Below are 15,553 nucleotides of genomic sequence, written 5' to 3'. Positions count from 1 at the left end.
ACGAATAAATACCAAACACTATGTGAGTAAATAACTAGTCACTCATGTGCCGCAATCAACAAGACAACAGGCTTATGTGGATAAAAAAATAATAAACCACAGCAAACTTGTTCCAAGCAGTCTTAATGGGAAGCAATATGACCACTCAAGTGAAACATTATATCGACGGCCAGTTTATCGATGGTATCGGGAAGCAACAAATCTCGGTAACTAACCCTGCCAACAATGAAACCATCGCCATGATTAATGCCGCTACCGTCCAGGAGGTGGAAACTGCCATAGCCAGTGCCAAATCAGCCTTCAAAACCTGGAAAGAAGTGCCTGTTTCCGAGCGTGCCCGGGTGATGTTCAGATATCAGCATCTGCTGAAAGAGCACCATGATGAGTTGGCGACTATTCTGGCCCAAGAGACGGGTAAGACCTTTGATGATGCTAAAGGCGATGTTTGGCGCGGTATCGAAGTGGCCGAACATGCCTGTAATATCGCGACCCTGATAATGGGGGAAACCGTCGAGAATGTGGCCAGAAGCATAGATACTTATAGCTACAGTCAACCTCTGGGCGTATGTGCCGGTATTACCCCGTTTAATTTCCCTGCCATGATCCCGCTGTGGATGTTCCCCTTGTCTATCGCCTGCGGTAACACCTTCGTACTCAAGCCTTCTGAGCAAGATCCCATGACGCCTCAGCGTTTGGTTGAGCTGTTCGAAGAGGCCGGGGCACCTAAGGGCGTGTTGCAGTTAGTGCATGGTGATAAGACAGCGGTAGATGTGCTGCTGAATCATCAAGACGTTAAGGCTATCTCTTTCGTAGGCTCTGTGGGCGTGGGTCAATATATCTACAAGACAGGCACGGATAACCTCAAGCGTGTACAGGCGTTTGCTGGCGCTAAGAATCACTGCGTTGTCATGCCTGATGCCAATAAGCAGCAAGTGATTAATAACTTAGTCGGAGCCTCGGTTGGCGCGGCAGGTCAACGTTGCATGGCGCTATCTGTGGCGATATTTGTAGGCGCGGCTAAGGAGTGGATCCCTGAACTCAAGGAAGCGATTGCCAAGGTAAAACCCGGTCTGTGGGATGATAAAGGGGCGGGCTATGGCCCACTGATAAGCCCGGCAGCCAAAGCGCGAGTGCTGTCGCTTATCGCGCAAGGTAAGGCGGAAGGTGCCACGTGTCTACTCGACGGTTCTGAATTTACCGTGCCAGGTTATGAATCCGGTAACTGGGTGGGTCCGACTGTGTTTAGCAATGTCACCACCGAGATGACCATCTATAAAGAAGAGATCTTCGGTCCAGTGCTGTGCTGCATGGAGTCCGATACCCTGGAAGAGGCCATCGAGATAGTCAATAACAGCCCCTATGGCAATGGAACCTCAATCTTTACTGCCAGTGGCGCGGTCGCGCGTAAATATCAGCATGAGATAGAAGTGGGTCAGGTGGGGATCAATGTACCCATTCCTGTGCCATTGCCATTTTTCTCTTTCACCGGCTGGAAGGGTAGCTTCTATGGCGATCAGCATGCCTATGGCAAGCAGGCGGTGCGTTTCTACACCGAAACTAAGACCATCACGGCGCGCTGGTTCGAGTCACAGATAACTGACGCCGAGCATGCAGCGCCCAACATGACGATCGAGCTCAAGTAACAGGGCTGACAGTTCGTAACGCTTAAGCACCTTAGGTGGATACGCTATCCACCTAAGGATGATTACAATATCAATGATTCAATAAACAGGCAGGCACACATTAGAACAAAGAGCTTGAGCTCTATTATAAAAGTGCCGTAGGAGACATCGATGGATTTTAACCTCAGTGATGATCAGCGCCAATTTGCCGATCTAGCCCAACAGTTTTCACAAGACGAACTCGCCCCATTTGCTGCTCAATGGGATAGAGAACACCACTTCCCTAAAGATGTCATTCAACGCGCCGGAGAGCTGGGTTTCTGCTCCCTGTATTCGCCGGAAAGTGAAGGTGGCATGGGACTGTCACGTCTCGATTCATCGATTATCTTCGAGCAGCTATCCATGGGTTGTACATCCACCACTGCCATGTTGACCATACATAATATGGCGACCTGGATGGTGACCAGTTTTGGCACCGAAACCTTGAGAAAGGAGTGGTCCGAGTCATTAACCACGGGTCAGAAACTGGCATCTTATTGTTTAACCGAAGCGGGCGCGGGCAGCGATGCTGCATCCCTTAAGACCAAAGCGGTGAGAGAGGGCGATGAGTATGTGATCTCCGGCACTAAGATGTTTATCTCAGGGGCGGGGGCGACCGAGCTATTAGTGGTCATGTGCCGCACCGGACAAGACGGACCTAAAGGCATCTCAGCCATAGTGATCCCCGCCGATGCAAAAGGGGTAACCTATGGCAAGGCGGAAGATAAGATGGGCTGGAACGCTCAACCTACCCGCGAGATCACCTTCAGCCAAGTGCGAGTACCGGTAGCAAATCTATTAGGTGAAGAGGGGCAAGGCTTCACCTTCGCCATGAAGGGGCTAGATGGCGGACGCATCAATATCGCCACCTGCTCAGTGGGGACGGCTCAGGCGGCGCTTGAGCGCGCCACTCAATATATGAAAGAGCGCAAGCAATTTGGCAAACCTATCGCCACGTTTCAGGCGCTGCAATTTAAACTCGCCGACATGGCCACTGAATTAGTGGCGGCAAGACAGCTAGTGCGTTTGGCGGCTTTTAAACTCGATTGTGGCGATCCGGAAGCCTCCGCCTACTGCGCCATGGCGAAACGCTTCGCTACCGATATAGGTTTTCAAGTTTGTGATGCGGCGTTGCAGCTGCACGGCGGCTATGGCTACATACGTGAATATCCCTTAGAACGCCATGTGCGTGATGTGCGCGTACACCAGATATTGGAAGGGACTAACGAGATCATGCGCTTGATTATTGCGAGACGTTTGCTCGATGAGAGCGCCGGACAGATCTTGTAATTAGACTCATAAAAGGAAGTAACAGATGACAGCCCTGATAGAGAAGATTGTAGGCAATACCGCAGTGATCACCATGAGCAATCCGCCGGCCAATACCTGGACAGCCCAGAGCCTGCAGCTGCTGAAGCAGAAGGTGGAGGCACTCAATGATAATCCGGAAATTTATGCCCTGGTTATCACTGGTGAAGGTGACAAGTTTTTCTCCGCCGGAGCCGATCTCAAGTTGTTTGCCGATGGCAATAAAGAGAATGCTGCCAATATGGCCAAGTGTTTCGGTGAAGCGTTCGAAGCCTTGAGTGCATTTCGCGGTGTCTCAATCGCGGCAATCAATGGCTATGCCATGGGCGGCGGTTTAGAAGTGGCTCTGGCCTGTGATCTACGCATCGCCGAATCTCAGGCGGTGATGGCCTTGCCCGAGGCGACCGTGGGTCTGCTTCCTTGTGCGGGGGGACGCAAAATCTGGCGGCGCTCATCGGAGAAGGCTGGGCTAAGCGAATGATCTTATGTGGTGAGCGAGTGGGCGCACAGCAAGCGCTGCAGCTAAAACTGGTCGAGGAGGAGGTAGACACCGGAGCCTCTCTCGATGCGGCCATGCAGCTAGCCGCCAAGGTGGCTAAGCAGAGCCCCAGTAGTATTAAAGCCTGTAAGACTCTGATCCAAGCCGGGCGAAATATGCCGAGAAACCAAGCCTTACCCATAGAGCGAGAGCTGTTTGCGGACCTGTTTGATACCCAAGATCAGGCAGAAGGGGTTGCGGCTTTCTTAGAAAAGCGTAAGGCTAACTGGAAGAACTGCTGATGACGAATTCAACCAATAGTGTGGTATTTCAAACCTTAGGTACAGCCTCTGGCAAGCAGATTGGGGTGATGACCCTGAATATGGAGCAAGCCCTTAATTCCATCAACCTCGAGATGGTGCAGTTGATGTTTGCGCAGCTTACGCGCTGGCAAGATGATGATGCTATCGCCATGGTGATGTTAGATGGTGCAGGTGAGAAAGCCTTCTGCGCCGGCGGCGATGTCAGGGCCATCTATTATGCATCTGTTGCAACGCCGGGTGAACTTACCGAGCAGGCGACAGAGTTCTTTGAGCAGGAATATAGACTCGATTATCTTATCGATACCTATGCTAAACCTATTTTAGTTTGGGGAACGGGTATCGTTATGGGAGGGGGGCTTGGCCTGATGATGGGGGCGAGTCATCGTGTGGTAACCGAGCGTTCACGTATCGCCATGCCTGAGGTGACCATAGGCCTGTATCCCGATGTTGGTGGCAGTTACTTTCTTAATCGCATGCCGGGAAAGCTAGGTTTGTTTCTGGGACTGACGGCTTATAACATGAATGCTGCCGATGCAAAATACGTTGGGATAGCTAATCACTATATTCAAGATGATGATAAACAGCCCTTGCTTGATAGCTTGGCCTGCCTGAATTGGGGAGATGATACCGAGGTTAATCACAGCTTGCTGAGCGATGAACTCAATCGCACCGGAGCCAAAGCGAGCGCAGGGTTAGCCAAGGGGCAGCTCGAGACTCATAAAGATGACATCGATGCACTGATGTCGGGCTCGCTCAACGAGATAATGGCTCGAGTCGGCGAGCTTAAGCTTAAGGAGTCTTGGTTAGCGCGCCCCATCAAGACCATGCTGTCTGGTAGCCCCATCAGCTTGCAACTTATTTATCGCCAGGCGCACTTAGGTATAGACTTTAGTCTGGCTGAGATATTTAGATTTGAGCTTGGCTTGAGTGTGAACTGCTGTGCTCTGGGAGATTTCTCTGAAGGAGTGAGGGCGCTGCTTATCGATAAAGATCGCAATCCTCAGTGGAAATTTAACCAAGTGGCGGATGTGCCCACTAGCTTAATCGAGCAGATGCTGAGTTCACCTTGGTCTTTAGCATCGCACCCCTTAGCTCAGTTGGAGGAGCCTCTGTTGTAAGCGCTATTGAAATGAGTCTCGGGGAATAATTTACTTTAGGTAAGGAGTGTTAGATGACAAGTATCGCATTTATCGGATTGGGACATATGGGCGCGCCTATGGCGGCCAATTTAGTTAAATCAGGCGTGATGGTTAAGGTGTTCGATCTCGTCCCCGAGGCGATGAAGTCTCTTACTGACGTTGGCGCGCTTGCGGCCAAGAGTGCCTGCGGCGCTGCATCTGGTGCAGATGTGGTAATAACCATGCTGCCGGCCGGCAAACATGTTCGCTCGCTCTACTTAGGTGAAGGCAGCTCTGATAAGGGCTTGCTCGATGTGGTGGCCGAGGGGACCTTATTGATCGATTGTTCGACCATAGATGCTCAGAGCGCTAAACATGTCGCCGAAGTTGCAGCGAGTAAAGGATTTGAGTTTGTCGATGCGCCCGTATCGGGTGGCACAGCAGGCGCGGCGGCCGGGACATTAACCTTTATCTGTGGTGGCAGCGACAGCGGGTTTGAGCAAGCCTCTAAGGTGCTGAGTCATATGGGTGCCAATATTTTACACGCTGGTGGACCGGGCGCCGGTCAGGTGGCCAAAATTTGTAATAACATGCTTTTGTCAGTGCTGATGATAGCCACCAGCGAATCTCTGCAGATGGGAATTGACCATGGCTTAGATCCTAAGGTGTTATCTGAGATAATGAAGGTCAGTAGTGGTGGTAATTGGACGCTAGATAAATATAATCCTTGTCCGGGTGTGATGGAGTCTGTACCGTCGTCGAATGATTATCAGGGCGGTTTCATGGTCGATCTTATGGTTAAAGATCTTGGCCTATCCCAAGAGGCGGCATTACTGACTAACTCCTGTACGCCAATGGGCGCGCTTGCACGCAGTTTATATGTGAACCATGCTCGTCAAGGCAATGGCACACGAGATTTTTCTAGTATTTTTGAACAGTTTTCTCATTTACAACAAATTAAAAGCAAAGGGTAACACGATGGATTTAAAAGATAAGGTAGTGGTAATTACTGGCGGTGCTGGTGGACTTGGTTTGGCTATGGCGGTGGATTTAGCCGAAGCTGGCGCTAAATTGGCCCTTATCGATGTCGATCAAGAGAAGCTTGAACGTGCTTGCGCCGATATTGGCGACAGAGCTGAAGTACAAGGTTATGCCTTTGATATTACCTCTGAAGAAGATGTGGTGGCGGGGTTCGGTTTCATTCTGGAAGATTTCGGTCAAGTGAATGTGCTTATCAACAATGCAGGGATCTTATTCGATGGCATGCTAGTCAAAGCCAAAGAGGGTAAGGTGACAGACCGTATGTCCTATGAGCAATTTCAGGCGGTGATTAACGTCAATTTAACCGGCTCATTCCTCTGTGGACGTGAAGCTGCGGTTGCTATGATCGAATCTAAGCAAGAAGGCGTGATCATCAACATCTCCAGCTTAGCCAAGGCAGGCAATATGGGCCAGACTAACTATTCGGCTTCTAAAGCGGGTGTGGCTGCTATGTCTGTTGGCTGGGCGAAAGAGTTGGCAAGATACAATATTCGTAGCGCCGCGGTAGCGCCGGGTGTGATTGAAACTGAAATGACGGCTGCGATGAAGCCTGAAGCGCTAGCACGTATGGAGAAAATGGTGCCAGTTGGCCGTCTGGGTCAACCTAGCGAGATATCATCGACGGTTAAGTTCATCATAGAGAACGATTATGTTAACGGCCGTGTCTTCGAGATTGATGGTGGCATACGTATATAGACTCGAGTGTCTAGAGCCTGGGAACGAGTTCCTAGGCTCTAATTTCTAAGACAAGTATGATAAATAATAAAACGGGCTTAGGCCCGTTTTTTGTTGCTCTCGATTCATTCGTTAAGATCTGTATTTATCCCTGTGACAGGCTTTAACAATTACACTTATACAAGAACTTACATATGTGCTTATGATACGTGATAATGTTCAATGTTAATCTATGGGGGAAAGCTGAGTTGATGTTCGATAAAAAGATGGTCTGGCTGGAAAAAACGGCAAGAAATTTGATGTTGCTGGTGGGGGCGTGGGCTTGATCGTTATCTATTCGGGTTTCTTCTACTTGATGTTCAAGGGCAATGATACATCGGCTTTGCCATGGTACCTTCTCCTGTCTCCCTGGATTTGTATCTATTTTGGCCTGACTCAGACCAGACAGTTAGCGGTTCTTTTATGGTTTAAGCAGAAATTAACTCGAAAATAATGATTACCTATTTATGGAAACAGGAGCCAACAGTGAGACCCCATTTTTATTTTATTCCCTTATTGTCATTGTTACTACTATGTTTTCTAGCAGCATGTGGTAAACCGGATCATGTTGAAAAAGTTGATAAACGAAGTGGCCTTAAAATTGCGGCTTATGGCAGCTGGCTGTCACCGATAACAGCGGAAGATGTTTATGGTTTATCAGATGATTTTGGTGAATTACAGAGCGTCAACGGTGCCCTCTATTTTGTTCAATCGGACTCATCGGCCCAGGGCAAGATTGGCATCAAGCGTTTGGAGACTGGATCAAAGTTGAGCGATGCGGTGAGCTCGGCATTCGATGTCAGATCTACTGTACATGAATATGGCGGCTCGCCATTTCTTGCTATTGGTCAGAGTATTTTTGCCTCCAAAGCAGAAGATCAGCTGCTCTATCGCTTCGCGCCTAACCAAGAGCCCGTCCCTTTAACTATGCCCGGTACTCGTCATGCCGATTGTGTACGGTATTCAAAAGGATCAAGACTCATCTGTGTGCGTGAAGACCACAGAAACAGTGGAGAGCCGACTTCAAGCCTAGTGGCGCTTAATCTTAACTTTGCCGGGGAAGGTGAAATCCTAATCGACGGGGATGATTTCTATTCATCGCCCAGGGTATCACCGGATATGAAGACATTGGCTTGGATTGCCTGGCAACATCCGAATATGCCCTGGGATAATACTGAGCTTTGGATAGGCGAACTCGCTCCTAAAGGTGGGGTGCATAATCCCAAGCGATTATTGTCCGATAAAAATGGCTCCATTACACAAGTATCATTTAGCCCTAGTGGTCAGCTCTACTTCGTGGCCGATTTTGACAATTGGTGGAACTTGTATCGCATCAGTTCCGAGGGCGAGTTGGAGCAAGTGCTGGATAAAGATGCCGAGTTTGCAGTACCTGACTGGAAGCTGGGTAATCATAATTATGCCTTCGAGTCAGAGAATACCATTATCGCCAGTTACAGCGATAAAGGACAAGCTTCACTGATTAGAATTTTTCTCGATACCGGTATCACCGAGCCCATTGCCGTGGATTTCGGCGAGATATCTCAGGTGGTGAAGGGGGAAGACGGTATCTACTTCGTCGGGGCTAAAGTGACTCCGGAAAAAGGGATCTATAAGGTGAAAGGACGAGGGGTGGCGCTTATCTACTCACCGGAACTTGCGACAGTCGATCCTAATTATATCTCCAGAGCCGTAAGTGTCAGCCTGAAATCCAGTGACGGTGTCACTATCTATGGATATTTTTATGGCGCGAGAAATCCTGACTTCATTGGCCTCAGAGACTCTAGGCCCCCCTTGCTGGTCATGTTGCATGGTGGACCAACTGCAAAAGCCAGTTTGGCATTTAGGCGTGATATTCAGTTTTGGACCAGTCGTGGTTTTGCTGTGCTGGATCTCAATTATCGTGGCAGCTCTGGTTTTGGACGAGCCTATCGTCAAAGCCTCTATGGAAAATGGGGCATCGCCGATGTGGAGGACGCCGTGCGGGCGGCCGGATACTTGGTCAACAAGGGCTGGGTTGATGGCACTAAGCTTGCGATTAGAGGCTCTAGCGCCGGAGGACTTACCGTATTTTCGGCACTGGTGTTCTACGATACATTTAAAGCTGGTGTGAGCTATGCTGGCATCAGTGATATGGAAGTATTGAGCCGAGATGCTCATAAGTTTGAGTCCAGTTATTTAGAATTGCTGGTTGGTAAAAATTCAGCCGAAAATAACGTGTATCGTGAACGCTCTCCATTACATCACCTCGACAGGCTAAATGAGCCCTTGTTGTTAATTCAGGGAGGTGATGACCCCGTGGTATTGGCTAAGCAATCCACAGAGGTATTTAACAAACTCAAAGCGCGAGGGGTCCCCGTAGCCTATCTCGAATTCGAGGGCGAGGGGCATAATTTGAGGGATCCGGTAAATCAAATGACCGCTATCGAAGCCGAGCTGTATTTTTATGGCAAGGTATTTGGGTTCACTCCCGCAGGTGATGTTCCTACATTGAAAATTGAGAATGTTCACCGGCTAAAAAAACACTAAATGCCGGCATTAGATTGATCTGTTAGGAATCAGGGGCGAGCTATTTAATAAAACAGGCCATCAAGTTTGTGGGTTAGCCAGACTATTCACTGAGTCCGCTCAGTATGGCACAGTCCGGTTGATGGCCGCCGCGACAATCCTTAATCAGATGCTTTAATTGGCTCTCGAGCTCCTTCAACTTGGTTATTCTATTACTCACCATCTGCAGATGAGTCTTAGCTAAACGTTTTACATCTTCGGCATCTCTGTCTTGATTGAGTTTAAGGTCGAGCAGAGAGCGGCAATCATCTAAAGAGAAACCTAAGTCGCGACTGTGACTGATAAAGTTAAGGGAATCGATCTGAGGTTTATCATATTCTCTGTAGCCATTTTCCCCACGTGCGGCGCAGATAAGACCTATGTCGTGGTAATAACGAATACTCTTAACCGATAGACCAGTCTTTTTTGCTACTTCACCAATTTTCATCATAAGCCTCTTATGTCATTTAATACCAATCACAGTGTGCTCAAAAGTAAACGAGTGAGAGTCAAATTCAACAAAGTGTATTAAATTTACAATAAGGCTTTGACTCTCCCATTAGGGGAGACATTAACCTAAGTGCAGTGAAATGGGAACAACCTATTTTAATAACTTACTTAAATAGCCTTGATCGAGACTCAATTGTTTGAGTATGGGGAATCAATGATTATGAAAAATATCAATAGCATGACTTTATATGTACCTCAAATGAACTGCGCCAGTTGTGTGGCTAAAATTGAAGGTGCGTTCGAAAAATTATCACTCCCAGATGTGTCTGCACGGGTTAACTTGGCCGATAAGCAGGTACAGATTCAAGGGGATATCAGCAGTGAACTCGCTATAGTGACCGTGGCCAGTGTTGGTTACGACAGCGAACTCGTGCTGGATGCCAAGCTAGCCAGTGAGAAGAAAATCCAGGCTGAGCGAGTCGAGTACCGCACCCGTATCATCCAATCTATGTTGGGATTGGGTTTAGGTGTACCTATGATGTTATGGGGGCTATTGGGCGGTGAGATGATGGTGAATAATCCCAGTCAGCAATTGGCTTGGGGAGTTATGGGGATCATCACCTTTATCTTACTCGTGACCACAGGCGGGCACTTCTATAAAGGGATGTGGCGTGCACTTAAGGCGCGCAGCGCCAACATGGACACCTTAATTGTGCTCGGCACTACCACAGCATGGGCCTATTCTATGTTGGTGGTAATTATGCCTTCCTGGTTTCCAGCCGAAACCCGTCATGTGTACTTTGAAGCCAGTGTGATGATTCTGGGTTTGATTAACTTGGGCCATGCGCTGGAACTCAGGGCTAAGGGCAAGACCAGTGAAGCGGTTCAGCGCCTCATAGGATTACAATCCACGACCGCAATAAGGCTGACCGACTCTGGAGATGAGGAGGTCGAAATAGCGCAAATACAGATCGGCGACCAGTTGAGACTACAACCTGGCAGTCGAGTCGCCTTGGACGGCGAAGTATTGAGTGGAGAGTCGAATCTTAATGAGTCCATGTTAACCGGTGAGCCTATTCCTGTGTCTAAAAACATTGGCGATACGCTCAGTGCTGGCACCGTCAACGGCAATGGCAGCATCATCTACCGCGTGACTGCTGGGTTAACCGATACTCGTCTATCGAAAATCATCGACCTGGTTCAGCAGGCACAAACATCAAAAATGCCCATAGGCAGACTCACGGATAAGATATCGGCGTACTTTGTCCCTGTGGTGGTGATTATTGCCCTGGTCGCATCAGTGGTGTGGTATTTAGCGGGACCTGCGCCTCAGATATCACATGCGCTAGTGGTGTTAACAAGCGTGCTTATCATAGCTTGCCCTTGTGCCCTGGGATTAGCGACACCTATGTCTATCATGGTATCTGTCGGACGAGCCGCACAGATGGGCGTCTTGATTAAGAATGGTGAGGCTTTGCAAACTGCGAGTAAGGTGACCTGTGTGGTGCTGGACAAGACTGGCACTATCACATCGGGTAAGCCATCGGTAACCGACATTCGCTTGCTTGATGGTGGCAGTGACGGTGAAAGTGGTGGTGAGTCCTCTGCATCTGAGCAGCTCTTATTCCTGGTGGCGAGTCTGGAACAACATTCTGAGCACCCATTGGCCCAGGCTATGCTGGATGAAGCCAAGACGCGAGAGCTAAGCTTGGTAGAACCCGAACGTTTCAACAATATTCAGGGAAAGGGCATAGTGGGCATAGTCTCTGGCGTCGAGCTGGCCATAGGCAATATGAGCTTGATGGTCATGGAGGGCATATCGGGTGTAGACGCTTTACAAGATGAGGTTCAGACCTTGGCCCAGCTTGGTAAAACTCCGGTTTATGTGGCACAAGGCGGACGCTTAGTCGGTGTTATTGCCATCAGTGATCCGGTGAAACCCGATGCCAAAGAAGCTATTGCCGCGCTCAAGCGTGCCGGTAAACGGGTGATATTACTCAGCGGCGACAAGCAAGAGACGGTGCAGGCCGTTGCCGATGAAGTGGGCATAGATGAAGTCATTGCCGGAGTCTTGCCCGAGCAGAAACAGGCTAAGATTATCGAACTCAAAGAAAGTGGAGAAGTCGTCGCCATGGTAGGAGATGGTATCAATGATGCCCCCGCTTTAATGAGTGCCGATGTGGGTATCGCCATGGGAGATGGCACCGAAGTCGCCATCGAGAGTGCCGATTTGACCTTACTAACTGGACGATTGTCAGTGTTGGCCGATACCTTTGCCTTGGCTAACGCCAGCATGAGGAACATTAAGCAGAATCTGTTCGGCGCGTTTATCTATAACTCTTTAGGCATACCAGTCGCCGCTGGAGTTCTATTCCCTCTAACCGGAATATTACTGAGTCCTGTGATAGCAGGAGCCGCGATGGCTTTATCCTCATTAACAGTAGTGACTAACGCTAACAGGCTAAGACATGTGAAGTTGAACAAGTAATGAGTTAAATGCTTGTTGTCTGAGGAACCCGAATAAAATCTGTTCGGGTTCCTTTCATCATATCTTGCTGTAACGGTAAATTCTCGTCGTAAGCTGGTTCGCTTTTAGTTGATTGTTTGTGGACTGCTGGCTATAATATCGCGCTTAATTTTGCTCGTTTATACATCAAATCGCATAACAAATTTTGGGATCTAACACTTGATTACTACAGCTAATATCACCATGCAGTTTGGCGCTAAGCCACTGTTTGAAAACATCTCAGTTAAATTCGGCGGCGGCAACCGTTATGGTCTGATCGGCGCGAACGGCTGTGGTAAGTCAACCTTTATGAAGATCTTGGGTAGCGATCTTGAGCCGACTGCGGGTAATGTCTCTCTGGATATCAACGAGCGTATCGGTAAACTGAGTCAGAACCAGTTTGGTTATGAAGAGTTCAGCGTGATCGATACCGTTATCATGGGCCACGAACAGCTTTGGGAAGTCAAGAAAGAGCGTGATCGTATCTACTCTCTGCCTGAAATGACAGAAGAAGATGGTATCAAGGTTGCCGATCTAGAGATGGAATTTGCCGAGATGGATGGTTACACAGCCGAATCTCGTGCCGGTGAACTCCTGATGGGAGTGGGTATTCCTGTTGATCAACACTTTGGTCTTATGAGCGCAATTGCGCCGGGTTTCAAACTTCGAATCTTGCTGGCACAAGCCCTGTTCTCTGATCCTGATGTATTGCTACTCGACGAACCAACCAACAACTTGGACATAGATACCATTCGTTGGTTGCAAGAGATGCTGAACCAGCGTAACAGCACTATGATCATCATCTCTCACGATAGATATTTCTTAAACTCAGTCTGTACCCATATGGCGGATCTCGATTACGGTGAGCTGCGTATTTTCCCGGGTAACTATGATGAGTACATGATGGCAGCTCAACAATCCCGTGAACGCTTGATGTCTGATAATGCTAAGAAGAAGGCGCAAATTGCCGAGCTTCAGGGCTTCGTTGCTCGTTTCTCTGCTAACGCATCTAAGGCTAAGCAGGCCACCTCACGTGCAAAGCTTATCGATAAGATCAAGATTGATGAAGTGAAAGCCTCGAGTCGTGTTAATCCGTTTATTCGTTTCGAGCAAGAGAAAAAATTGTTCCGTAATGCTTTGATCGTCGAAGAGCTAAGCAAGGGCTTCGATGAGCCACTGTTCAACAAGCTAAACCTTATGGTTGAAGTGGGTGAGCGTATCGCCATCTTAGGTGAGAACGGTATCGGTAAGACAACCTTACTGCGTACCTTGACCCATGATATTCCTCAGGATAGCGGTACCATTCAATGGTCTGAGAATTCAGCTATCGGTTACTATGCCCAAGATCATGAGTCAGATTTTGAAAATGACATGACCTTGTTTGAGTGGATGAGCCAGTGGCGTAAGCCTGAAGATGACGACCAGTCGGTTCGTGGTTACTTGGGTCGCATGCTGTTCAGCTCTGATGACATCAAGAAGTCGGTTAAGGTACTCTCGGGTGGTGAGAAGGGCCGTATGTTATTCGGCAAGCTTATCATGCAGAAGCCAAATATTTTGGTGATGGATGAGCCAACAAACCACATGGACATGGAATCTATCGAGTCATTGAACAATGCTCTGGAGATTTACCAAGGTACCTTGATTTTTGTCAGTCATGACCGTGCCTTCGTTTCATCGGTTGCTAACCGCATCATAGAAATGACTAAAGATGGCATCAATGACTTCAAGGGAACTTATGATGAGTTCCTCAGAAGCAAAGGTGTTGATGCGTAAGCTGACACCTAAGCCTGACCAGGCTTAAACAGATTGTACAAAAAAGCCCGAACTGAGTTCGGGCTTTTTTGTACAGGGATGTAGTTATCCCCGGACACCAGGGATGGTGTAAGAGGGGATTTGTACATGGATGTCTCATAGTTAAGAGTTATCCCCGGACACCAGGGATGGTGTAAGAGGGATGTCAACAATAGCTCAGCTAGCGCCTAAAAAGTTCCTAGATTCTAGATTCTAGAATCTAGTTCCTAAAGCCATTTTACTTTGAAAAACGTGTCTGCAGGTAATCGAATACGGCGCGGATGCCGAAGGCTTCGCCACCGACTGGACGGCCGGGAAGCTTACGCGTGTTCCAGGCCATCACATCGAAGTGAGACCAGCTAATATTTTCATCGACGAAGGCTTCGAGATAAAGTGCTGCTGTGATGGCACCACCTTGAGGAACACGGCCACAGTTGGCTAAATCGGCAATGTCACTGCCGGTGAGTTCCAGGTATGGCTTGTGCAGTGGCATGCGCCAGATAGGATCTTGTACCTTGAGGCCTGACTGAGTCATATCGGCTGCCACTTGATCATCGTTACTGAAGAAACCGGGAAGCTCGGTGCCTAGGGCGATGCGCATTGCGCCAGTGAGTGTAGCGAAATCTATCATCAGCTCAGGCTTGTCATTGTTGGCTTCGGCTAATGCATCACATAACACTAAGCGGCCTTCGGCATCGGTATTATCAATTTCGACCGTGATGCCTTTGCGGGTCTTAATCACATCACCTGGGCGGAAAGCATTTGCCGATACTGCATTTTCGACTGCCGGTACCAATACGCGTAAACGTATAGGTAAGTTGCTCGCCATGATCTGGTGAGCCAGGCCGATAACGTGAGCGGCACCGCCCATGTCTTTTTTCATCAAACGCATGCCTGCACCGGGTTTCAGATCCAGTCCGCCGGAGTCGAAACACACACCTTTACCGACTAAAGTCACTTTAGGTGCATTTTCATCACCCCAGGTCATATCGATCAGGCGTGGCAGGTTTTCACTTGCACGGCCCACCATGTGGATAGTTGGATAGTTTTGTTCGAGCAGCTCATCGCCAACGATTTGAGTGATGCTTGCACCAAATTCACTGGCCAAATTCTCCATAATCTCACCCAAGTGCTGAGGCATCATATCTGCAGCTGGCGTATTGACTAGATCGCGAACAATAGCAACGGAGCGCACCAGTTTTTTCACTTCGTCAGCCTGAGCCTGAGTTGGCAATACCAGTTGAGGATAAACTTTGTCATTGTGCTTATAACGGTCGAATTTATATGCACCGAGACCCCAGCTAAATGCCGCGACTTTGATTTGCTCTTCACTGCCCTGGATGGTGTAGCGGCCGGCAGGTAGCTGGTTTACCAGATCGCCGCATAACCAATAGGAGTCTAGCTCGGAGCTCACATAAATGGCTTGAGAGAGTTCACCTGCGCCGTTTGGGATCAGGCTCATGCCTTTTCCGTCAAACTGAGTCGTAGCCAGCCAGTTTGTCGTCTGAGTGTCTTGCTCGGCTAGCCAAGTTGAGTATGCATCTGTGTGTAAGATAGTGAGAGGGGTGCCAAGGGCACCTGAGATCAATAATTCAGTCATGTTGGACTCGTGCTCGCTG

General features: G+C 48.7%; 10 protein-coding genes and 2 pseudogenes. 10 read left to right on the top strand and 2 right to left on the bottom strand.

Annotation, left to right across the window (positions count from 1 at the left end; all coding sequences use genetic code 11):
- The first annotated feature begins 137 nt into the window (after window positions 1-137).
- The 8 genes and pseudogenes from FM037_RS19760 (at window position 138) to FM037_RS19725 (ending at window position 9,169) form a co-directional block, all read left to right on the top strand.
- Window positions 138-1,643 (top strand): CoA-acylating methylmalonate-semialdehyde dehydrogenase, encoded by a 1,506-nt coding sequence (locus tag FM037_RS19760; protein WP_144047403.1) that lies wholly within the window; start codon window positions 138-140, stop codon window positions 1,641-1,643.
- A 150-nt stretch (window positions 1,644-1,793) separates the two neighbouring features.
- The gene (locus FM037_RS19755) at window positions 1,794-2,951 is read left to right on the top strand and encodes an acyl-CoA dehydrogenase family protein (RefSeq protein ID WP_144047402.1); all 1,158 of its coding nucleotides are present in this window, start codon (window positions 1,794-1,796) and stop codon (window positions 2,949-2,951) included.
- Between the two features lie 25 nt (window positions 2,952-2,976).
- Window positions 2,977-3,749 (top strand): annotated as a pseudogene (locus FM037_RS19750) (enoyl-CoA hydratase).
- Entirely contained in the window at window positions 3,749-4,888 is a 1,140-nt protein-coding gene (locus FM037_RS19745) for an enoyl-CoA hydratase/isomerase family protein (RefSeq protein ID WP_144047401.1), read from the top strand. The pseudogene FM037_RS19750 and the gene FM037_RS19745 overlap by 1 nt, the downstream one beginning before the upstream one ends.
- A 53-nt stretch (window positions 4,889-4,941) precedes the next feature.
- On the top strand, window positions 4,942-5,862 hold the full coding sequence (mmsB, locus tag FM037_RS19740; RefSeq protein ID WP_144047400.1) for a 3-hydroxyisobutyrate dehydrogenase: 921 nt from the start codon (window positions 4,942-4,944) through the stop codon (window positions 5,860-5,862).
- 4 nt (window positions 5,863-5,866) lie between these two features.
- A complete protein-coding gene (locus tag FM037_RS19735) occupies window positions 5,867-6,625 on the top strand; it encodes an SDR family oxidoreductase (protein ID WP_144047399.1) in 759 nt (252 codons plus the stop codon).
- Window positions 6,626-6,852: 227 nt separating this feature from the next.
- Window positions 6,853-7,097 (top strand): annotated as a pseudogene (locus tag FM037_RS19730) (hypothetical protein).
- Entirely contained in the window at window positions 7,097-9,169 is a 2,073-nt protein-coding gene (locus FM037_RS19725) for a S9 family peptidase (protein ID WP_144047398.1), read from the top strand. Before FM037_RS19730 ends, FM037_RS19725 begins: the two are co-directional and overlap by 1 nt.
- Window positions 9,170-9,251: 82 nt before the next feature.
- On the opposite strand, the gene FM037_RS19720 is transcribed toward FM037_RS19725, so the two are convergent.
- The gene (locus FM037_RS19720; protein ID WP_144049053.1) at window positions 9,252-9,635 is read right to left on the bottom strand and encodes a MerR family DNA-binding protein; all 384 of its coding nucleotides are present in this window, start codon (window positions 9,633-9,635) and stop codon (window positions 9,252-9,254) included.
- A gap of 216 nt (window positions 9,636-9,851) precedes the next feature.
- Between FM037_RS19720 and FM037_RS19715 the strand changes: the two genes are divergently transcribed.
- Together FM037_RS19715 and FM037_RS19710 are read left to right on the top strand one after the other, a co-directional pair.
- Window positions 9,852-12,125 carry a heavy metal translocating P-type ATPase gene (locus FM037_RS19715; protein WP_144047397.1) on the top strand — a complete coding sequence of 758 codons (2,274 nt, stop codon included), beginning with the start codon at window positions 9,852-9,854 and terminating at the stop codon, window positions 12,123-12,125.
- Between the two features lie 198 nt (window positions 12,126-12,323).
- Complete coding sequence (locus FM037_RS19710) at window positions 12,324-13,916, top strand: ABC-F family ATPase (protein ID WP_144047396.1); 1,593 nt, start codon at window positions 12,324-12,326, stop codon at window positions 13,914-13,916.
- 256 nt (window positions 13,917-14,172) lie between these two features.
- Here the strand turns inward: FM037_RS19710 and FM037_RS19705 are convergent, their stop codons facing one another.
- On the bottom strand, window positions 14,173-15,534 hold the full coding sequence (locus FM037_RS19705) for a leucyl aminopeptidase family protein (protein ID WP_144047395.1): 1,362 nt from the start codon (window positions 15,532-15,534) through the stop codon (window positions 14,173-14,175).
- Between the last annotated feature and the right edge of the window lie 19 nt (window positions 15,535-15,553).

Origin of the sequence: Shewanella psychropiezotolerans, assembly GCF_007197555.1 — a bacterium.
GTDB classification, from domain to species: Bacteria; Pseudomonadota; Gammaproteobacteria; order Enterobacterales; family Shewanellaceae; genus Shewanella; species Shewanella psychropiezotolerans.
This window is presented reverse-complemented; position numbering and strand designations above follow the sequence as displayed.